This is a genomic window from Pseudomonas sp. MIACH (assembly GCF_001269925.1).
Taxonomy (GTDB): domain Bacteria; phylum Pseudomonadota; class Gammaproteobacteria; order Pseudomonadales; family Pseudomonadaceae; genus Aquipseudomonas.
Genome location: NZ_LHVO01000053.1, coordinates 129,841 through 148,563, shown reverse-complemented (window position 1 = coordinate 148,563; position 18,723 = coordinate 129,841). Strand labels below are relative to the sequence as shown.

Here is an 18,723-nt window from a genome sequence, read left to right as displayed (position 1 = left end):
CTAGGGTGTTGCAGAAAAATACGGCGACTAACGCTGGATCTCACGATCGCGGTCCAGTGTGTATGGCAGATCCAGCAGTTGCAGGTTGGGGCCTTCCAGTGTGCCTATATGCACATCGCCACTATCGGCAGCTTCGGCTTGCAATACCGCCAGAAGTTCAATCACTTGGTCAGCTTTTGCCGCAATCACCACTTCGCCGATCGCACTGTTGTGGCTGGGGGAAAACAGCGGGGTGCCTGGCTCGGGCAGTTCAGCCGCATTGAGGGACAAGCGGTACAGGCGACGCTTGAGCTTGCCCAGGTACTGCATGCGCGCGACGATTTCCTGGCCGGTGTAGCAGCCTTTCTTGAAGCTGACGCCGCCCACCGCTTGCAGGTTGAGCATCTGCGGGATGAACAGTTCGCGGGTCTGGGGCATGACCTGGCCGATACCGGCGCGGATCTGGCCCAGCAGCCAGTCATTCAGCTCGGCTTGTGTCAACTGTGCGGCCAATTGGCTGCGCACGCTGTCGGCGTGCTCGGCGGGCACCCAGAGTTCGGCGCGGGCCGGGGAGACACGAATGGCGATCAGGTGTTCGGTACGGGCAACGTTGTCCGTCTCCGCCGCCAGCTCGAGGCCAAGGCTGGCCAGCGCTTGATCGCCGTTGGCCACACCGAAACGCACCCAGGCGGTGCTTTCGTCGGTGAGCTTGGACTTGGAGAACACCGCATATTTCTTCAGGTCCGCCAACTGCGGTTCGAGCAGCTCGGTGGCCATGGCCAGCAGCACCCCGTCGCCCTGCAACAGGATGCGGAAGCTCGACTGCATGCGGCCTTTTTGCGTGCAGCGCGCACCGAGGCTGGCCTGGGTGTCGCTCAGGTAATTGAGGTTGCAGGTGAGTTGTCCCTGCAGGAACTTGGCAGCGTCGGCGCCGCGGACGGCGAGAACGCCTTCGTGGGACAGGGGGCAGAAGAAAGCAGAGTCAGCCATGGGTCATCGCAGGTCAAAAAGTCATGGGTGCATCATAGAGGGGCGCCCGGCAAATGGATAGTTTCCATATGGGGCGACCAAAGCCGACTGTTCCGGTGCCGTCGGGCCTGTATACTTGCGCCCTATTTGAGGAGCGCTCCATGGTCGAAGATGTAGAAATCAATCGTCTCTACTGGCACAGCCGTCGTGGCATGCTTGAGCTGGATGTGTTGTTGGTGCCCTTTACCAAAGAGGTGTACGCGACGCTCAATAAGGAAGATCGCGATCTCTACGTCAGGCTGCTGACTTGCGAAGATCAGGACATGTTTGGCTGGTTCATGGAGCGGGCCGAGTCGGAAGATCCTGAGTTGCAGCGCATGGTCCGGATGATCCTGGATCGTGTCCAGCCCAAGTAATCGTTTCGAATGCCGCTGGCAGGCCTCACGGCTGTTGCTGGCGGCCTATGTGCTTGCCCAGCTTTTCGCGCTGGGTGCCCTGTTGGTTCTAGACGTTCCCTTTGCTTTCCTTGGCGTGCTGGTATGCCTGGCCCACGCGGCCTGGGTGTTGCCGCGGCATGTCCGGCTGACTCACCGTTCGTCGATTCGTGGCCTGCGTCGCGATGAAGAGGGTTGGCAGTTATTCAGCAGTGAGCGCGGTTGGCATCGCGTGCAACTGCGACCCGACAGCCTGGCGTTGCCGCTGGTTGTCGTGTTGCGCTATCGCGTGCAGGGCGAGTGGTGGGTACGTTCGGTCTGTGTGCCGAGGGATGCGCAGGCCGCCGATGTGCACCGGCGCATGCGGGTTCGCCTGAAGTTCAGCCGCCGTAGGTGGTTGGCACCAGAATAGTGTCGCGGGCCTCGGGTAGCATCTGCGGGTAGTCGAGGGTGTAATGCAGGCCCCGGCTCTCCTTGCGCTCCATGGCCGAGCGGATCATCAGCTCGGCAACCTGGGCCAGGTTACGCAGTTCGATCAGGTCGCGGCTGACCTTATAGTTGCTGTAGAACTCATCAATCTCATCCAGCAGCAGGCGCACCCGGTGCTGAGCCCTTTGCAGGCGCTTGTTGGTGCGCACGATCCCTACGTAGTCCCACATGAAGCGCCGCAGCTCGTCCCAGTTGTGGGCGATGATCACGTCTTCGTCCGAATCGGTAACCTGGCTGGCATCCCAGCGGGGCAGGGCGGCCGGTACGGGAATGCGTGGCAGTTGTTCGAGAATGTCCGCAGCGGCCGAGCGGGCGTAGACGAAACATTCGAGCAGCGAGTTGCTGGCCATGCGGTTGGCGCCGTGCAGGCCGGTGAAGCTGGTTTCGCCAATCGCATAGAGGCCGGGTACGTCGGTGCGGCCATGCTGGTCGACCATCACGCCGCCGCAGGTGTAGTGCGCGGCCGGTACCACGGGGATCGGGCCTTTGGTGATGTCGATGTTGAACGCCAGGCAGCGCTCGTAGACGGTCGGGAAGTGGTTCTTGATGAAGGCTTCGGGCTTGTGGCTGATGTCCAGGTAGACGCAGTCGATGCCCAGGCGCTTCATTTCATGGTCGATGGCGCGGGCGACGATATCTCGTGGGGCCAGCTCGGCGCGCGGGTCGAAGCGCTGCATGAAGCGCTCACCGTTCGGTAGCTTAAGGTGTGCACCTTCGCCGCGCAGGGCTTCGGTGATCAGGAAACTCTTGGCCTGCGGGTGATACAGGCAGGTGGGGTGGAACTGGTTGAATTCCAGGTTGGCCACCCGGCAGCCCGAACGCCAGGCCATGGCGATGCCGTCGCCGCAGGCGCCGTCGGGGTTGCTGGTATAGAGGTAGACCTTGGCTGCGCCGCCTGAGGCGAGGATGGTGAAGCGCGCGCCGTAGGTGTCGACTTCACCGCTGGTGCGGTTGAGCACGTAGGCGCCGAGGCAGCGCTCGCCATTCAGGCCTAGGCGTTTCTCGGTGATCAGGTCGACGGCGACGCGTTGTTCCAGCAGTTCGATGTTGGGGCGTTGGCGGGCCTGGTCGAGCAAGGTCTTGAAGATGGCGGCGCCGGTGGCGTCGGCGGCGTGGATGATACGGCGATGGCTATGGCCGCCTTCGCGTGTCAGGTGGAACTCGAAGCCGCCGTCATCGCTGCCGGCGTGTTCATCGCGGGTGAAGGGCACGCCCTGGTCAATCAGCCATTGGATCGCTTCGCGGCTATGCTCGACAGTGAAGCGCACGGCGTCTTCGTCGCACAGGCCGCCGCCGGCATTGAGGGTGTCTTCGACGTGGGATTGCACCGTGTCGGTGTCGTCCAGCACGGCGGCGACACCGCCTTGGGCCCAGAATGTCGAGCCGTTGGCCAGGTCGCCCTTGCTCAGTACTGCAATGCGCAGGTGGCTGGGAAGTGTCAATGCAAGGCTCAGGCCGGCCGCGCCGCTGCCGATCACCAGGACATCGTGTTGAAACTGTTGGCTCATTTGAAGGATTCCGCAAAAAGCGATCCAAAGGGCTGGCGCAAACAGGACGCCTGGATCGGCGAATCAAAGGGTCACACGGGCCACTAGTATATAGAGGGGGGGAGCGGCACAATAGCCGGGCATTCGTGGCAATGTGAGATTACGGTGCGCGGCTCGGGTAAAATCAGCCAGTTATTGAAGCGGGAACTTTTTGCATAAGCCTCGACTCAATAGCAGGTTGCCCGAAAGCTGGGAAAACGTTGAGTTTATTGGCCCGTCGGGAGCATTGGACGCGTCAGAAAACCGACGACAAGATTATTCGCGCAGCCGGCGATACCCGTGCTGCGTTTTTCGTGTGTGCCAAATCAGTGCATGCCGGAAACTTGCTTGGAGGGGGAGAACTTTTGCGAAAAGTCCGAGTCTATGTTTGCAAGCCTGATCGTTTAGTTATGCAAGCCTCCTTCAAGTACAACGAGGAGTGTTCATGCTAACCCAGGAAGAGGATCAGCAGCTGGTCGAGCGCGTTCAACGCGGCGACAAGCGAGCATTTGATCTGCTAGTGCTGAAATACCAGCACAAAATTCTCGGGTTGATCGTGCGGTTTGTGCACGACACCCATGAAGCGCAGGACGTTGCACAGGAAGCCTTTATCAAGGCGTACCGTGCACTTGGCAATTTTCGCGGTGATAGTGCGTTTTATACGTGGCTCTACCGCATCGCCATCAACACGGCGAAGAACTATCTGGTGTCTCGCGGACGCCGCCCACCGGATAGCGATGTAAGTTCAGAAGATGCAGAATTTTACGATGGTGATCACGGCCTCAAAGATCTCGAGTCGCCGGAGCGTGCATTGCTGCGCGACGAGATCGAAGGCACCGTTCATCGCACAATTCAGCAACTGCCAGAAGATTTGCGTACGGCGTTAACTTTACGTGAATTCGATGGTCTGAGTTATGAAGACATTGCGAGCGTCATGCAGTGTCCGGTGGGGACTGTAAGGTCACGGATTTTCCGGGCCCGGGAAGCCATCGATAAAGCCTTGCAACCGTTGTTGCAGGAAAACTAAAGACAGCGGCGACAGCCAAGAGAGGAACCGCCATGAGTCGTGATGCCCTGCAGGAATCGCTGTCCGCAGTGATGGATAACGAAGCGGATGAACTGGAACTTCGTCGAGTGCTTAATGCATTTGATGATGCCGAAACCCGTGATACCTGGTCTCGTTACCAAGTCGCTCGGGCGGTGATGCACAAGGATCTTCTAATCCCTCGTCTGGATATTGCTGCGGCTGTTTCTGCCGCGCTGGCTGATGAAGCCGTTCCGGCAAAGGCTGCTCGTGGTCCTTGGCGTAGCCTCGGTCGCCTTGCAGTAGCTGCCTCGGTAACTGTTGCAGTGCTGGCCGGTGTTCGCCTGTACAACCAGGACGAAATCGCTGGTGCCGAACTGGCCCAGCAGACTCAGCAACCGGTCATGGCCGGCCGGCAAGTCAAAGGCCCGGCGGTACTGGCCGGCTACAAGGAAAGCTCTGACACTACCGGCCCTATGGCTAACGGTGTGTTGCAAGGGCAATCCGGCTGGCAAGATCAGCGTCTTCCAGGCTACCTGCGCCAACACGCACAGGAATCCGCCTTGAAAGGCACTGAAAGCGCTCTGCCATACGCTCGCGCTGCAAGCCTGGAAAACCGCTAATACGTTAAGGAGCCCTATGCGCGCCATACCGCTCCTTACGATTCTGCTCAGTGGTTGGTTTGCACTCCCCGCCCATGCCGATGAAGCGCAAGACTGGCTAACTCGACTTGGGCGTGCAGAGCAGCAGCAAAGTTTTCAAGGTACGTTTGTCTACGAACGTAATGGCAATTTTTCTACCCATGACATCTGGCATCGCGTCCAGAATGGTCAGGTCCGTGAGCGGCTCTTGCAGCTTGATGGTTCTGCCCAGGAAGTCGTCCGTGTAGATGGTCGTACTCAATGCGTCAGCGGCGCTCTTGTCGCCGGTCTTGGTAATTCGCGTGATGCACCCTCGCGCGCGCTTGATCCTGAAAAACTCAATCAATTCTACGAACTGGCCGTTATCGGCAAATCCCGCGTGGCCGGTCGTAATGCGGTAATCGTGTCGATCACCCCGCGCGATCAATACCGCTACGGTTTTGAACTGCATCTTGATCGTGAAACCGCGCTGCCGCTCAAGTCCTTGTTGCTGAACGATCAAGGACAGTTGCTGGAACGCTTTCAGTTCACTCGATTGGATACCTCCACCGCGCCGAATGATCGCGACTTGCAGCCCAGCAGCGAATGCACGTCTATCGCCGCCAGCGATACCAGGGCGGCGGACGTGAAGGCCACCGAGACATGGCACCTGGAGTGGTTACCGCCGGGCTTTCAGCTGACCAATAGCAGCGCCCGCCAGGACCCCCATACCAAAACCACGGTCGACAGCCTGATGTATGAAGATGGGCTGGCGCGCTTCTCGGTGTTTCTTGAGCCGATCAGCGATGTGAGCGTGACCGAGACTCGCACTCAATTGGGGCCTACCGTCGCAGTATCTCGCCGCCTGAATACGGTGGATGGAGAAATGATGGTGACGGTTGTGGGCGAAATCCCTATCGGCACCGCCGAACGCATCGCGTTGTCGGTGCGTGGCGAGAAAAAACCGGTCGCCCCCGCAGTGAGCCGTTAATCCTATGTTCATCCTGACCTTTCACTCTAAGCCCATGCCAGGTTGGCTGCCGAGAGCATGAAATGTCTGGATCAGCATTTTCACTTGCAAAAATCTCCCATGTTTTTTATAGGTCAGGGCTTGTCGGCTCTGGCCTTGTTTTGTTCGCGGAACAAAAATGCCGGTCGCAGTTTTCGGCGTTTCTTGAACCCTGTCGCTCAACCCTGCTCGTCGTAACGGGAGCTGTATGTCGATACCACGCTTGAAGTCTTACCTATCCATAGTCGCCACGGTTTTGGTGCTGGGTCAGGCCGTGTCCGCGCAAGCGGTCGAGTTGCCTGACTTCACCCAATTGGTTGAGCAAGCCTCGCCTGCCGTGGTGAACATCAGTACCACCCAGAAGCTGCCGGATCGCAAAGTCTCCAACCAGCAAATGCCCGACCTGGAAGGCCTGCCGCCGATGCTGCGCGAGTTCTTCGAACGTGGTATGCCACAGCCCCGTACCCCGCGTGGCGGCGGTGGCCAGCGTGAAGCGCAGTCCCTGGGTTCGGGCTTCATCATCTCGCCAGATGGCTACATCCTCACCAATAACCATGTGATTGCCGACGCCGATGAGATCCTCGTGCGCCTGGCCGATCGCAGTGAGCTGAAAGCCAAATTGGTAGGCACGGACCCGCGTTCCGATGTGGCCTTGCTGAAGATCGAGGGCAAAGACCTGCCGGTGCTGAAGCTGGGCAAGTCCCAGGACCTGAAGGCTGGTCAGTGGGTAGTAGCGATCGGCTCGCCGTTTGGTTTTGACCATACCGTCACCCAGGGCATCGTCAGTGCCATTGGGCGCAGCCTGCCGAACGAGAACTACGTGCCGTTCATCCAGACCGACGTGCCGATCAATCCGGGTAACTCCGGTGGTCCTTTGTTCAACCTGGCGGGCGAAGTGGTGGGGATCAACTCGCAGATCTACACCCGTTCCGGTGGTTTCATGGGCGTTTCGTTCGCTATCCCGATCGACGTAGCCATGGATGTTTCCAATCAGCTGAAAAGCGGTGGCAAGGTCAGTCGTGGCTGGTTGGGCGTGGTGATCCAGGAAGTGAACAAGGACCTGGCTGAATCCTTTGGCCTCGACAAGCCGGCCGGTGCCCTGGTCGCGCAAATCCAGGACGATGGCCCGGCTGCCAAAGGTGGCCTGCAAGTCGGCGACGTGATCCTGAGCATGAACGGCCAGCCGATCGTCATGTCGGCAGACTTGCCACACCTGGTCGGCGCCCTCAAGGCCGGCAGCAAGGCCAAGCTGGAAGTGATTCGTGATGGCAAGCGCCAGAACGTTGAACTGACGGTAGGTGCCATTCCTGAAGAAGGTGCGACTCTGGACGCCCTGGGTAGCACCAAGCCGGGCGCCGAGCGCAGCAGTAACCGCTTGGGTATTGCCGTGGCCGAGCTGACCGATGAGCAGAAGAAAAGCTTCGACCTCAAAAGCGGCGTGGTGATCAAGGAAGTGCAGGACGGCCCCGCAGCCTTGATCGGCCTGCAGCCTGGCGACGTGATCACTCACCTGAATAACCAGGCGATTGACACCACCAAGCAGTTCACCGACATCGCCAAGGCACTGCCGAAGAACCGCTCGGTATCGATGCGTGTGCTTCGTCAAGGGCGTGCCAGCTTCATTACCTTCAAACTGGCCGAGTAACCCTCCCGGCCAATAAAAAGCCCCGCCTTCGTTTTACGAGTGCGGGGCTTTTTTGTGGGCGATGGGTTTAGCTCATCATGCCTTTAACCAGGCGTTCCTGTTCGATCAGCTCACGCTGACGTGCATCGATACGTGACGACAGCGGGAAATTGCTGCCGGCACGACGTTTGGCAAAATCCAATTGCTGGATGGCCTGCTGGAAGTCGCCCACCAATGCAAAGTATTCGGCACGAGCCTGATGCAAACCGATGATATTGCCCGACAAGCCTCGCGTCTCGGCGACCTGATACCATACGTCCGGATCGTCAGGGCGCGACTTGAGTAAGCCATCCAGGGCTTTTTCCGCATCGGCAGTGCGGTTCTGCTTAAGCAGCAGATCTACCCGAATCTGATTCAGCGGATAGTTGCCAGGATATTGGGTCAGCATCCGATCTGTGCGTTGCTGGGCATCGGGCAAGCGGTTGTTGTCGATGTCCAGTTGGATTTGCGCCAGGTTGTAGGTGATGTCGTTGGGCTCCTTGGCCAGCAAGGGTTGCAGGCTTTCCCGTGCCTGCTTGAACTGGGAGGCTTTGATCTGGGCGATAGCCAGGCCATAGCGCGCCACATCGTTTTTCGGATTCTCGTCCAGTTGCGCCTGGAACCGCTTGGCGGCCAGTCCTGACGTGTCTTCGTATTGCAGTTGTACCCGTGCGCGAATCAGCTGGTAGCGCAGGCTGTCTTCCTTGCCGCCGGCCTTGGCTTGTTCCGCGCGGTTGCGGGTGTCGGCGATACGCGATTCGGTCACCGGGTGCGTCAGCAGGAATTCCGGCGGCTTTGCGTCGAAGCGGTACTGACGCATCAGGCGTTCGAACATGGTCGGCATGGAACGCGGGTCGTAGCCGGCTTTCTCCAGGTTGACGATGCCGATACGGTCCGCTTCCTGTTCATTCTGCCGAGAGAACCGTCGTTGTTCCTGGATGGCCGCCGCCTGGGTGCCGGCAATCGCAGCAATCCCGGCATCCCCGGCACCGGCGGCGGCGGCAATGATGCCGCCGAGCAGGGCGGCCATCATTGGGATCTGCATGCGCTGCTGCGCCTCAACACCACGGGCGAAGTGACGTTGGGACAAGTGAGCCAATTCGTGGGCCAGTACCGACGCATATTCCCCTTCGGTCTGGGCATTGAGAAACAGGCCGCCGTTCACGCCGACGATACCGCCTGGCGCAGCAAAGGCGTTCAGTTGCGGGCTGTTGATCAGGATGAACTCCAGGCGCCGGTCATTCACCTGACTGGTCTCCACCAGCTTGTACACGCTGGTTTCCACATAGTCCTTGAGCTGCGGGTCGTTCAGTTGCGAGACCTGGCCCCGCAGATAGGCCAGCCAGGCACGGCCCAACTGATATTCCTGTTGTGGCGAGACAATGGCAGAACTGGCGTCGCCAAGTGACGGCAGGTCGTCAGCGAAGCCTGGGGAGGCCAGCAGGCAAGCCAGCGTCAGCAGGGTAGGGCGCAAAAAAGTCATGCACAGAGCCTTTCGACAAAGAGCTTACTGTAGCCGGACACTGAGCTTCGGACCAGATATTCTAAGCACCCCGAATGCTTGTCCGGAGTAAAACCATGACCGACGCTGTAGCCTTTGATGCCGAACTCGACGCCAGCGGCCTCAATTGCCCGCTGCCTCTGCTCAAGGCCAAGCTGGAGCTCAATCGATTGGCCAGTGGTGCAGTGCTCAAGGTGATCGCCACCGACGCAGGTTCCCAGCGTGATTTCCGTACCTTCGCCAAGCTGGCCGGCCATACCCTGTTGCATGAAGAAGACGCCGCCGGTGTGTACCGTTACTGGTTGCGCAAGGCCTGAACCGTTTGCCCCTACCGCCCGAGGTTGATTGATGTTCAAAGTGTTACGAGACTGGATCCAGCGCTACTTCTCCGATGAAGAAGCCGTGGTGCTGGCGGTCCTGCTGTTTCTGGCCTTTACGGCCGTACTCACCTTGGGTGGCATGCTGGCGCCGGTACTGGCGGGGATGGTGCTGGCTTACCTGATGCAGGGCCTGGTCACCACTCTGGAGCGTTTACGCTTGCCGGGCGGCGCGGCAGTGGGCCTGGTATTCGCCTTGTTCATGGGGCTGCTGGTGGTGTTTATCGTGGTGGTGTTACCGCTGCTGTGGCACCAACTGATCACGTTGTTCAACGAGTTGCCGGGCATGCTCGCCAAGTGGCAGTCGCTGTTGCTGCTGTTGCCGGAGCGCTACCCGCACCTGGTCTCGGACGAGCAGGTGTTGCAGGCCATAGAAGTGGCGCGCGGTGAGATCGGCAAGTTCGGGCAATGGGCGCTGACCTTTTCCCTGTCCAGCCTGCCGCTGCTGGTCAACATCATGATCTACCTGGTGCTCGTCCCGATCCTGGTGTTCTTCTTCCTCAAGGACCGCGCCATGATCGGGCGCTGGGTGCGCGGTTATCTGCCGCGCGAACGGGCGTTGATCACCCGGGTGGCCGAGGAAATGAACCGGCAGATCGCCAACTACATTCGTGGCAAAGTCATAGAGATCATTATCTGTGGCGGCGTCACCTACATCGCGTTTATCGCGCTGGACCTCAATTACGCCGCCTTGCTGGCACTGCTGGTAGGTATTTCGGTGGTGGTGCCGTATGTCGGCGCTGTGGTGGTGACGGTGCCGGTGACCTTGATCGCCTTGTTCCAGTGGGGCTGGAGCGACCAGTTCATCTACCTGATGGCGGTCTACGGCATCATCCAGACCCTGGATGGCAACGTGCTGGTGCCGCTGCTGTTCTCGGAGGCGGTCAACCTGCACCCTGTGGCGATTATCTGCGCAGTGTTGTTGTTTGGTGGACTGTGGGGATTCTGGGGGGTGTTCTTTGCGATTCCCCTGGCGACGCTGTTCAAGGCCGTACTGGATGCGTGGCCGCGGCAGGAGCCGGTGGTGGCGCCGTTGTTGTAACGGCAGGAGAGAATTGTGGTGAGGGCGTGTGTCCCGCACCACAATGGCTCGCGCTACAGATCAGGCCTTGTTCAATACCTGGGCTGCGGCCAGAACGGCATCCACATGCCCTGGCACTTTCACGCCGCGCCATTCCTGGCGCAGCACACCGTCCTTGTCGATCAGGAAGGTGCTGCGATCCACGCCCAGGTATTCCTTGCCGTACAGCTTCTTCAACTTGATCACATCAAACAGCTGGCAAACCGCCTCGTCCTTGTCGCTGATCAGCTCGAACGGGAATTCCTGCTTGCCCTTGAAGTTCTCGTGGGACTTCACGCTGTCGCGCGACACGCCAAACACTTCGGTGTTGGCGGCCTTGAATGCGGCGTACTGGTCACGGAAACCCTGGCCTTCGGTGGTGCAGCCCGGGGTGCTGTCCTTCGGGTAGAAGTAGATCACTACTTGCTTGCCCTTGAGGGCGGCAAGGCTGAAGGTCTGGCCACTGGTGGCCTGGGCTTCGAAATCGGCTACGGGTTTGTCGATGACTACCGCCATGAAAAAACTTCCTTACATTGGGTTCTGTGGGCGCCACGGCTCGATCAACGCGTCGAGGTTCAGGGCATCGGCGAAATCCAGGAACTGGTCGCGCAGCCAACTGATCTGCACGCCGGCCGGCAAGGTCACGGTGAACGTCGCGTTGAGCATGGTGCCGCCGGTTTGCGGGGCCTGGTAGGTGTCGCAGGTCAGGTTCTCGAGTTCGACGTTGTGGTCGATGAAGAACTGGCACAGCTCATTGACGATGTCCGAGCGGTAGGCCGAGCTGACATACGCCACATAAGGAAGCGCCTGCGGGCGATTTTCCAGCGCCGCGCTGCGCACCACGTTGACGGTGAAATCGTGCTTCTTGGCCAGGCCCGGCAGGCCGGTTTCCAGGCGCGCCAGGGCATCCCAGGTGCCGGAAATCTGCAAGACCAGCGCACTGCACTCGCCGTGGCGGGTCAGGCGGGAGGTCACCACGGCACAGCGGTTTTCATGGCTGGCGCGGCACAGGACGTTGGTCAGCTCCATGGGGTTGGCGCCGAGGGCACTGATAACAAGGAATTGTTCGCGAACTGTGGGGGTGGACATGCAGCCTTCCTAAAACGATGAGCGGTCGATACTGTGAGGGCTGTATCGATCAAAGCATGAAGGGTAGCGAAAAGCGTCGCCAAGGGATAGGAGGGGGCGTTTTCATTACGTGAACGGCTTGATTTCACCCTCCTGCGAGCGGTGCTTTGGCCCGATGATGGCATTGCCTGTCGTTTAGTTGCGCCAGAACGCATCCTCAGGCGGTACTTCGCTTGTACAAGCATCTTGGCGCCAGTACCATTACGGCTCTCTTTTTCCGGCAGGAGCGGTTGCATGATTGCGGGCAGTATGGTGGCACTGGTCACACCCATGGATGCACAAGGTCATCTCGACTGGGACAGCCTGGGCAAACTGGTGGACTTCCACCTGCAAGAAGGCACCAACGCCATCGTGGCGGTCGGCACCACTGGTGAATCGGCCACCCTCGATGTGGAAGAACACATCCAGGTGATCGAGTTCGTGGTCAAGCGTGTCGCGGGGCGTATCGCCGTGATCGCCGGCACGGGCGCCAACTCGACGCGCGAAGCCATCGAGCTGACCAAAAACGCCAAGAAAGCTGGCGCCGACGCTTGCCTGCTGGTCACCCCGTACTACAACAAGCCGACCCAGGAAGGCCTGTACCAGCACTTCCGCACCATTGCCGAAGCCGTCGACATCCCGCAAATCCTCTATAACGTGCCCGGTCGTACCGCGTGCGACATGAAGGCCGAGACCGTGATCCGCCTGTCCACCGTGCCGAACATCATCGGCATCAAGGAAGCCACCGGCGACCTGCAGCGTGCCAAGGACATCCTGGCCGGCGTGAGCAGCGACTTCCTGCTGTATTCCGGTGACGACGCCACCGCAGTCGAGCTGATGCTGTTGGGCGGCAAGGGCAATATCTCCGTGACCGCCAACGTCGCCCCGCGCGCCATGAGCGACCTGTGCGCTGCCGCCATCGCCGGCGACGCCGTGACCGCCCGTGCGATCCACGAGAAGCTGATGCCGCTCAACAAGACACTGTTTATCGAATCCAACCCTATTCCCGTGAAGTGGGCACTGTTCGAGATGGGCCTGATGCCGGACGGTATCCGTCTGCCGCTCACCCGCCTCAGCGAAGCCTTTCACGAACCGCTGCGACAGGCCCTGCGCCAGTCCGGCGTCCTGGTTTAATTGAGGAAGCACTACGCATGAAGCGATTGGCCGGACTTTCCGCACTTGCCTTGATTATCTCCAGCACCAGTGGCTGCGGTTGGATCTGGGGCCCGGAAGGCTACTTCCGTGACCGCGGCAGCGATTACCTGGAAGCACAAGCAACCAAACCGATGCAACTGCCGCCGGACGTCAACGTCGCCAAGCGTCTTGACCCGTTGCTGCCGATTCCACGCAACGTTGCCGACGACACCACCAAAGGTGAATACGTAGTGCCACGTCCACAGCCGATCTCGGCCGTGGCGGATGCCAGCGATTACAGCCTGCAGAAGAGCGGTGATTCGCGTTGGATCGTGGCGCAGCGCCCACCTGCCGAAGTCTGGCCGGTAGCGGTGCAGTTCTTCCAGGACAACGGTTTCCGCATCGACGAGCAGCGCCCGCAGACCGGTGAGTTCACCACGGCATGGCAGCAGGGCAGTGAACTGTCCGCCACCATGGCCAAGCGCCTGCAGGCCGGTGGTGTAGCTGCCGACAGCGAAGCCCGTGTGCGTGTGCGCATCGAGCCAGGCGTGCAGCGCAACACCAGTGAAGTCTATGTGGTCAGCGCCGAGCGTCCTGCCGGCAGCACCGCCAACGTCGACTTCACCAACCGCTCGGTCAACACCGGTGTTGACTCGGCATTGGTCGACGAGATGCTGGCCAGCATGAGCCGTATCTCCGAGAAGGGCGGTTCCGTCTCCCTGCTCGCCGCACGTGATTACGACACCCCGAGCCGCGTCAGCCTCACCGAAGACGGCAGCGGCAACGTGGTGCTGAACCTGGGTGAAGACCTGGACCGTGCCTGGGCCAGTGTCGGTCGTGCGTTGGAGCAAGGCCCGTGGCGTGTTGAAGACATCAACCGCAGCCTGGGCCTGTACTACATCAACGTGGCTGAAAAGGCCGAGCGCAAAGATGAAGAGCCTGGTTTCTTCGGCAAATTGTTCGGCAGCAAGCCGAGCAAGGAAGAAATCGAGACTCGCGCCGAGCGTTATCAGGTTCGTTTGAGCAAGGTTGGCGAGGCTGTGCAAGTCACCGTCGAGAAGAACATCAACACCGTTGCGCCAGCTGAAACAGCGCGCAAAGTGTTGGGCGTGATTCAGGACAACCTGGGCTGATCCGATGCGTTTTGCTGTTCTCGGTAGCGGTAGCCAAGGGAACGGCACGCTGGTCGCCCATGACGACACGTACGTACTGGTGGATTGTGGTTTCTCGTTAAAAGAAACCGAGCGGCGCCTGCTGCGCCTGGGGGTTCACCCCTCGCAGCTGAGCGCGATTCTGGTGACCCACGAACATGCCGACCACGTGCATGGCGTGGGTTTGCTGTCTCGGCGCTACAATCTTCCGGTGTACCTCAGTCGCGGCACACTGCGCGGGATGCGCAAACCCATTGAACCCGCAGGTTTCCTGGCCGGTGGCGAGCAACTGCAGATCGGTGCCCTGAGTATCGATGTGATTGCCGTGGCGCACGACGCCCAGGAACCGACGCAGTATGTATTCAGTGACGGAGAGCGACGCTTCGGCGTGCTCACCGACCTGGGCTCCTATTGCGCCAAGGTACTGGACGGTTACCGGAACCTCGATGCCTTGATGATCGAGTCCAACCACTGCCGAGACCTGCTGGCTCGCGGTCATTACCCCTACTTTCTCAAGCAGCGGGTGGGCGGCGAACTGGGACATTTGAACAACCATCAGGCGGCGTACCTGGTGTATGAGTTGGGCTGGCAAGACCTGCAACACTTGGTCCTGGCCCACTTGAGCAGCAAGAACAACCTGCCGACGCTTGCCCGGCAATGTTTTGTCGACACCCTCGGGTGCGACCCGGACTGGCTGCAACTGGCCGATCAAGATTCAGGGCTCGACTGGCGACACATCGCCTAGCCCACCTCACTCAAAGCGGAGCCCATCATGGAAAAACGTGAAGAACTCTACCGCGGCAAAGCCAAGTCGGTTTACAAGACCGATGACGCCAACCGCCTGATCCTGCTGTTTCGCAACGACACCTCGGCGTTCGACGGCAAGCGCATCGAACAGCTTGATCGCAAAGGCATGGTGAACAACAAGTTCAACGCCTTCATCATGCAGAAACTCGAAGCGGCGGGTATCCCGACCCAATTCGACAAACTGCTGGGCGACAACGAGTGCCTGGTGAAGAAGCTGGACATGATCCCCGTCGAGTGCGTCGTGCGTAACTACGCCGCCGGCAGCCTGGTCAAGCGCCTGGGCGTGGAAGAGGGCCTCAAGCTCAACCCTTACACGTTCGAGCTGTTCCTGAAGGACGACGCCAAGGGCGACCCGTTCATCAACGAATCCCACGTCGTGGCATTCGGCTGGGGCACCGCCGAGCAACTGGCGCGTATGAAGGAGTTGTCCCTCAAGGTCAACGACGTGCTGAGCAAGCTGTTCGACGACGCAGGCCTGCTGCTGGTGGACTTCAAGCTGGAATTCGGCGTGTTCCACGACGGCTCCATCGTCCTGGGCGACGAGTTCAGCCCGGACGGCTGCCGCCTGTGGGACAAGGACACCAAGAAGAAGATGGACAAAGACCGCTTCCGCCAAGGCCTCGGTGATGTGATCGAAGCCTACGAAGAAGTCGCCAAGCGTCTCGGCGTACCGCTTTAATCGACGCAAGCATCTGATAGCACGGAAAAAAATCGCTTCTGCGCTTTGCTTCCACGAATCATGCTGTTATGATGCGCGCCGTTGGAGAGATGCCAGAGTGGCCGAATGGGACGGATTCGAAATCCGTTGTACCTTCACCGGTACCTAGGGTTCGAATCCCTATCTCTCCGCCATACAAATGAAAGCCCCTGAAATCGATAGTTTCAGGGGCTTTTTGTTTTTTGGTTGTACGTAGATTTTGTACGTAAAACAACCTTAGATTCCCCTCCCGCTGTACCAAAAATCACGTACCCGACGGCATGCCCATTAAGAAGGGGCAGGATGCTTCTATGACCCCTATGTGTAGACGGGTCAGAACGATTTGATTGACGGGGTGTGCAGTATTTTTTACAAACCATCTGTGTTTTTCAAACAGTCCATGTTTGCCAGTTACTGCATGGTTTAACTGCGCGATTAATACGGCACTGATTAAGCGTGAAAATTGGTTGATTCAGCGTCCGTCCTAGTTCTTCTTCTGTAAGGTGCCTGGGTGCGTTTTGAGCGACGATAAGGTAGTGCTTGTAGGGATGGTGTCAGCTATCTTTGATGTGCCTTTAGCGGGGCTGTGGGCGCCCTAGGTTCGATTTGGTATCAGTGCGTCGAATGTTGAAAATATTTTCGAAATTTCTTCGATTTTGGTATTCGATCGACATAAATACATATGTGTTCCTGAACTGTATCTTCCGCCAATGTTTAATCTGGCAGCTGGCGGGGAGTAGAATAGGTGCACAGGTCGAAACCATAATCGACCATAAATTCGAACGGTATCAATTTCTAAGAGACGTCAAGAACGTTGGGTGTAGATGGCCGTGCGATAATGTTGCAAGAATAGGTTTTTCCGGGAAGTCATAATCGGAAGGGTCTGCAACCGCTGTCGCCAAACTAGAACAATGAAAATGGACCATGACAGGATGATGGCTCTGCAGAAAAAGATGCAACCATCGATTCGATTGAATTTCGTCATACTGGACTCAATTGGATACCGTAGCTGCTGCGAAGCGAAAACAGACATTAATCGTGCATCGGGTTACCCGCGCGAGCTAAATTTCAAGTGAATACTTGTTGTATGCAAGTCTAGTATGGGCCGTGCCGGGGACGTTCTTCAGACTCCCTTGGGTGGATTTTTCCTAGATAGGGAAAATCCGTCCGGAACTTTCTTCAGTAAGGGTTCTATAAGATTAAAAGAAAATATACTAGATCGCCGCAGGCGATGCCCGTAGGGCTGATCTAGTATGTTCTATTAATAACTTAATTAATGGGTAGTCAGATAAGATATTTGTTGGGTAGAACTGTTGTTTACAGTTTTGAAGACAATAATTTCATAATGCCAAATCTTCTGGTGTGAATTTCATCCTGAATGATTGATATTGGTTGGTATCCGATGGTTTCATTTCTTGCATTTCGGTCAATCGTCCAATGTTTTTGACTGCGGCCACTGCTGAAGTATCAAACGGTTCATCACCGCTGGTTTTGGCTATGGTGACCGATTTAACGGTACCGTCTGGTGTCATACCGATTTCCAGTTCAACTACCATCCCCTTCCTTGCTGATGGTGGTCGTGTCCAGCCTTCAGCGGAACGAGCTTTTATCAGTTCGTCAAAGTGCGCCCCCATATCAATTTCATTGATCAATTCAGGCGCATAGCGCGATGTCGCAACACTAGGTGGAAACACTAAGCAGCTTCTTAGATATATCCCGATCCCAAATTCAACCCTTCGGCACTGGAAGTAAAGCTCCTGACCCGCGTCAAAATTGGAAGCGAATTCATTGAGGCTTTGAATTCCTTTGATTTCCGATTTTCCCCCAGAAACCTTCCAAGGCCAAGCCTGATACCCGGACATAAATACTGTTACAGCAGTATTTTTCCCTTGATCAATTATGAAGAAAGCTCCCTGATCATCCATCATGATCTTACTGATACGCCCGTGATAGATGCCGGGCCTGCTATATTTAATTTGTGCCCTTGCCTGATTGGATTGTAAATCTTTTGTTATCTGCGTGGTGTCAACAGCTTGCCGAAAATCCCAACCTGTCGTTTCAAACATTTCATGCATGCGCGTGTTGAATTGATCCCATGCTGCGGAATCAAGTCCAGCACCATAGGTAACAGATGCCATTGTGGATAAAAGCACTACCAATGGAAGCTTCATTGAAAATCCTTTCGTTTGTATTGGCGGTCTGAACTCAACAGGAACATGTCAATGGCCATAATTAGATTTGAAACTATCCAAACCCCAAAAAAATGTTCTTGAGAACTGCGCATTAGAATTGCCAGAATCAACGCCCCACCGAAAATACCCGCGAACCAACGGCCCATGTACAGGTAGCCAGCCCCAGGAAGCAGCACATTCAATCCGACTGCGGCTGTCCTGCTTTTTAATTTCGGCGTAATGACTGTGTACTGTTCAACCCCCGGTTTTCGCATTGCTATTCGTCCTTGAAAATCAGTTGGTATTGATCGGTGCGCGCAAACGCCGCAAAGTCGAGGGCACCCCTGCCAGGAACAAGGTAAAGGCCACCAGCAGCATCACAGAGCCCACCAGGACGCCAACACCCAGCGCTTGCCGGAAGCTGGAAACGTATCTGAATTCCAATGAACAGATACCGGCAATACTGGCTATCGGCATGCTTAGCGTTGCAATAAATAATGCAATGTGGATTTTCATATCCATTTCCTCGTTGATGCACCGTCCAGAATTAGTACGGTGAGTATTTCTACGACAAAATATCTGAAAATCAGATATCTGGAAAGCAGATATAGCTTGTAAGGCTGCTCACCACGGACAGCCAAATGCCGAAAGCTATCTATCGAAATGAATATGAAGTCTTTTTGACTCTGTTGAAGGCGCGGCGGATCGACGCCGGGCTAACTCAGCAGGACTGCTCAAAGGCTTTGGGTCGTCCCCAATCGTTCATGAGTGATGTGGAGCGGGGGATACGTCGGTTAGACATCGTCCAAATTTATGATATCTGCCAAGTACTGGGGTGTGACCTTGTAGAGTTTGTCCAAGAATTTGCAACCGGAGTGCGATTGATGGATGCTGCATTAGCGGATCCCTTATCCTAGATCCAGTTTCACTTGATGATGGCAGGTAACGATCTCATCATGAGGAGCTTTAATCAGTATGTGGGTGTTCTCGATCAAACCGTTGTAT

At 57.4% G+C, this 18,723-nt stretch carries 20 protein-coding genes, 1 tRNA gene and 1 pseudogene; 14 read left to right on the top strand and 8 right to left on the bottom strand.

Translation table 11 applies throughout. The features are described from left to right. Nucleotides 1–27 precede the first annotated feature (27 nt). The gene (locus AD670_RS21140) at nt 28–969 is read right to left on the bottom strand and encodes a folate-binding protein YgfZ (RefSeq protein ID WP_053136825.1); all 942 of its coding nucleotides are present in this window, start codon (nt 967–969) and stop codon (nt 28–30) included. 140 nt (nt 970–1,109) lie between these two features. Between AD670_RS21140 and AD670_RS21135 the strand changes: the two genes are divergently transcribed. After that, a complete protein-coding gene (locus AD670_RS21135; RefSeq protein ID WP_027604321.1) occupies nt 1,110–1,364 on the top strand; it encodes a succinate dehydrogenase assembly factor 2 in 255 nt (84 codons plus the stop codon). Next, the gene (locus AD670_RS21130) at nt 1,348–1,794 is read left to right on the top strand and encodes a protein YgfX (RefSeq protein ID WP_053136822.1); all 447 of its coding nucleotides are present in this window, start codon (nt 1,348–1,350) and stop codon (nt 1,792–1,794) included. Before AD670_RS21135 ends, AD670_RS21130 begins: the two co-directional genes overlap by 17 nt. Here the strand turns inward: AD670_RS21130 and nadB are convergent. After that, nucleotides 1,763–3,379, bottom strand: coding sequence for an L-aspartate oxidase (gene nadB / locus AD670_RS21125; RefSeq protein ID WP_053136820.1), 1,617 nt, complete (start codon nt 3,377–3,379; stop codon nt 1,763–1,765). The genes AD670_RS21130 and nadB overlap by 32 nt on opposite strands. Before the next feature lie 463 nt (nt 3,380–3,842). Here nadB and rpoE point away from each other — a divergent pair, with 463 nt between their 5' ends. From rpoE to AD670_RS21100, 4 genes are all read left to right on the top strand, one after another. Continuing rightward, nucleotides 3,843–4,424, top strand: coding sequence for an RNA polymerase sigma factor RpoE (gene rpoE, locus AD670_RS21120; protein ID WP_003172477.1), 582 nt, complete (start codon nt 3,843–3,845; stop codon nt 4,422–4,424). A 32-nt stretch (nt 4,425–4,456) separates the two neighbouring features. Continuing rightward, the gene (locus tag AD670_RS21115; protein WP_053136817.1) at nt 4,457–5,044 is read left to right on the top strand and encodes a sigma-E factor negative regulatory protein; all 588 of its coding nucleotides are present in this window, start codon (nt 4,457–4,459) and stop codon (nt 5,042–5,044) included. Between the two features lie 16 nt (nt 5,045–5,060). Then, entirely contained in the window at nt 5,061–6,032 is a 972-nt protein-coding gene (locus AD670_RS31120) for a MucB/RseB C-terminal domain-containing protein (protein ID WP_082341024.1), read from the top strand. A gap of 226 nt (nt 6,033–6,258) precedes the next feature. After that, entirely contained in the window at nt 6,259–7,695 is a 1,437-nt protein-coding gene (locus AD670_RS21100; protein ID WP_053136807.1) for a DegQ family serine endoprotease, read from the top strand. Between the two features lie 67 nt (nt 7,696–7,762). On the opposite strand, the gene AD670_RS21095 is transcribed toward AD670_RS21100, so the two are convergent. Continuing rightward, entirely contained in the window at nt 7,763–9,196 is a 1,434-nt protein-coding gene (locus AD670_RS21095; RefSeq protein ID WP_053136804.1) for a M48 family metalloprotease, read from the bottom strand. A 95-nt stretch (nt 9,197–9,291) separates the two neighbouring features. On the opposite strand from AD670_RS21095, the gene AD670_RS21090 reads away from it, so the two are divergent. Next, nucleotides 9,292–9,531, top strand: a complete 240-nt coding sequence (locus tag AD670_RS21090) for a sulfurtransferase TusA family protein (RefSeq protein WP_010212198.1) — start codon at nt 9,292–9,294, stop codon at nt 9,529–9,531. 31 nt (nt 9,532–9,562) lie between these two features. Beyond that, the gene (locus AD670_RS21085) at nt 9,563–10,633 is read left to right on the top strand and encodes an AI-2E family transporter (RefSeq protein WP_053136801.1); all 1,071 of its coding nucleotides are present in this window, start codon (nt 9,563–9,565) and stop codon (nt 10,631–10,633) included. 60 nt (nt 10,634–10,693) lie between these two features. Here AD670_RS21085 and AD670_RS21080 read toward each other — a convergent pair whose 3' ends face one another. Together AD670_RS21080 and AD670_RS21075 are read right to left on the bottom strand one after the other, a co-directional pair. Next, complete coding sequence (locus AD670_RS21080) at nt 10,694–11,167, bottom strand: peroxiredoxin (protein ID WP_053136798.1); 474 nt, start codon at nt 11,165–11,167, stop codon at nt 10,694–10,696. A gap of 12 nt (nt 11,168–11,179) precedes the next feature. Then, nucleotides 11,180–11,740 (bottom strand): glycine cleavage system protein R, encoded by a 561-nt coding sequence (locus AD670_RS21075; protein WP_003172487.1) that lies wholly within the window; start codon nt 11,738–11,740, stop codon nt 11,180–11,182. Nucleotides 11,741–12,013: 273 nt separating this feature from the next. Between AD670_RS21075 and dapA the strand changes: the two genes are divergently transcribed. From dapA to AD670_RS21050, 5 genes are all read left to right on the top strand, one after another. Then, a complete protein-coding gene (dapA, locus tag AD670_RS21070; RefSeq protein ID WP_053136795.1) occupies nt 12,014–12,892 on the top strand; it encodes a 4-hydroxy-tetrahydrodipicolinate synthase in 879 nt (292 codons plus the stop codon). 17 nt (nt 12,893–12,909) lie between these two features. After that, the gene (gene bamC, locus AD670_RS21065) at nt 12,910–14,025 is read left to right on the top strand and encodes an outer membrane protein assembly factor BamC (RefSeq protein ID WP_053136792.1); all 1,116 of its coding nucleotides are present in this window, start codon (nt 12,910–12,912) and stop codon (nt 14,023–14,025) included. Nucleotides 14,026–14,029: 4 nt separating this feature from the next. Then, complete coding sequence (locus tag AD670_RS21060) at nt 14,030–14,788, top strand: MBL fold metallo-hydrolase (RefSeq protein ID WP_027604310.1); 759 nt, start codon at nt 14,030–14,032, stop codon at nt 14,786–14,788. A 27-nt stretch (nt 14,789–14,815) separates the two neighbouring features. After that, the gene (gene purC / locus AD670_RS21055; protein ID WP_027604309.1) at nt 14,816–15,529 is read left to right on the top strand and encodes a phosphoribosylaminoimidazolesuccinocarboxamide synthase; all 714 of its coding nucleotides are present in this window, start codon (nt 14,816–14,818) and stop codon (nt 15,527–15,529) included. Nucleotides 15,530–15,612: 83 nt separating this feature from the next. Further along, a tRNA-Ser gene (locus AD670_RS21050) sits at nt 15,613–15,702 on the top strand. 1,185 nt (nt 15,703–16,887) lie between these two features. On the opposite strand, the pseudogene AD670_RS32025 reads toward AD670_RS21050, so the two are convergent. The 3 genes and pseudogenes from AD670_RS32025 to AD670_RS21035 all read right to left on the bottom strand — a co-directional run. Beyond that, nucleotides 16,888–17,169, bottom strand: a pseudogene (locus AD670_RS32025) (TonB family protein); the annotation flags it as partial. A gap of 545 nt (nt 17,170–17,714) precedes the next feature. After that, nucleotides 17,715–17,993, bottom strand: a complete 279-nt coding sequence (locus tag AD670_RS21040) for a hypothetical protein (RefSeq protein WP_053136786.1) — start codon at nt 17,991–17,993, stop codon at nt 17,715–17,717. Between the two features lie 19 nt (nt 17,994–18,012). Continuing rightward, nucleotides 18,013–18,234 (bottom strand): hypothetical protein, encoded by a 222-nt coding sequence (locus AD670_RS21035; protein ID WP_053136783.1) that lies wholly within the window; start codon nt 18,232–18,234, stop codon nt 18,013–18,015. Between the two features lie 125 nt (nt 18,235–18,359). On the opposite strand from AD670_RS21035, the gene AD670_RS21030 reads away from it, so the two are divergent. Next, nucleotides 18,360–18,635 (top strand): helix-turn-helix domain-containing protein, encoded by a 276-nt coding sequence (locus tag AD670_RS21030; RefSeq protein WP_047541478.1) that lies wholly within the window; start codon nt 18,360–18,362, stop codon nt 18,633–18,635. Nucleotides 18,636–18,723: the final 88 nt, after the last annotated feature.

Bases quoted from the DNA above. Each gene is read 5' to 3' on its own strand.
- AD670_RS21035 (WP_053136783.1), bottom strand. From the start codon at position 18,234: ATGAAAATCCACATTGCATTATTTATTGCAACGCTAAGCATGCCGATA.
- AD670_RS21135 (WP_027604321.1), top strand. From the start codon at position 1,110: ATGGTCGAAGATGTAGAAATCAATCGTCTCTACTGGCACAGCCGTCGT.
- bamC (WP_053136792.1), top strand. From the start codon at position 12,910: ATGAAGCGATTGGCCGGACTTTCCGCACTTGCCTTGATTATCTCCAGC.
- AD670_RS21030 (WP_047541478.1), top strand. From the start codon at position 18,360: ATGCCGAAAGCTATCTATCGAAATGAATATGAAGTCTTTTTGACTCTG.
- AD670_RS21080 (WP_053136798.1), bottom strand. From the start codon at position 11,167: ATGGCGGTAGTCATCGACAAACCCGTAGCCGATTTCGAAGCCCAGGCC.
- AD670_RS21090 (WP_010212198.1), top strand. From the start codon at position 9,292: ATGACCGACGCTGTAGCCTTTGATGCCGAACTCGACGCCAGCGGCCTC.
- rpoE (WP_003172477.1), top strand. From the start codon at position 3,843: ATGCTAACCCAGGAAGAGGATCAGCAGCTGGTCGAGCGCGTTCAACGC.
- purC (WP_027604309.1), top strand. From the start codon at position 14,816: ATGGAAAAACGTGAAGAACTCTACCGCGGCAAAGCCAAGTCGGTTTAC.
- AD670_RS31120 (WP_082341024.1), top strand. From the start codon at position 5,061: ATGCGCGCCATACCGCTCCTTACGATTCTGCTCAGTGGTTGGTTTGCA.
- AD670_RS21095 (WP_053136804.1), bottom strand. From the start codon at position 9,196: ATGACTTTTTTGCGCCCTACCCTGCTGACGCTGGCTTGCCTGCTGGCC.
- AD670_RS21060 (WP_027604310.1), top strand. From the start codon at position 14,030: ATGCGTTTTGCTGTTCTCGGTAGCGGTAGCCAAGGGAACGGCACGCTG.
- dapA (WP_053136795.1), top strand. From the start codon at position 12,014: ATGATTGCGGGCAGTATGGTGGCACTGGTCACACCCATGGATGCACAA.
- AD670_RS21115 (WP_053136817.1), top strand. From the start codon at position 4,457: ATGAGTCGTGATGCCCTGCAGGAATCGCTGTCCGCAGTGATGGATAAC.
- AD670_RS21140 (WP_053136825.1), bottom strand. From the start codon at position 969: ATGGCTGACTCTGCTTTCTTCTGCCCCCTGTCCCACGAAGGCGTTCTC.
- AD670_RS21075 (WP_003172487.1), bottom strand. From the start codon at position 11,740: ATGTCCACCCCCACAGTTCGCGAACAATTCCTTGTTATCAGTGCCCTC.
- AD670_RS21100 (WP_053136807.1), top strand. From the start codon at position 6,259: ATGTCGATACCACGCTTGAAGTCTTACCTATCCATAGTCGCCACGGTT.
- AD670_RS21040 (WP_053136786.1), bottom strand. From the start codon at position 17,993: ATGCGAAAACCGGGGGTTGAACAGTACACAGTCATTACGCCGAAATTA.
- AD670_RS21085 (WP_053136801.1), top strand. From the start codon at position 9,563: ATGTTCAAAGTGTTACGAGACTGGATCCAGCGCTACTTCTCCGATGAA.
- nadB (WP_053136820.1), bottom strand. From the start codon at position 3,379: ATGAGCCAACAGTTTCAACACGATGTCCTGGTGATCGGCAGCGGCGCG.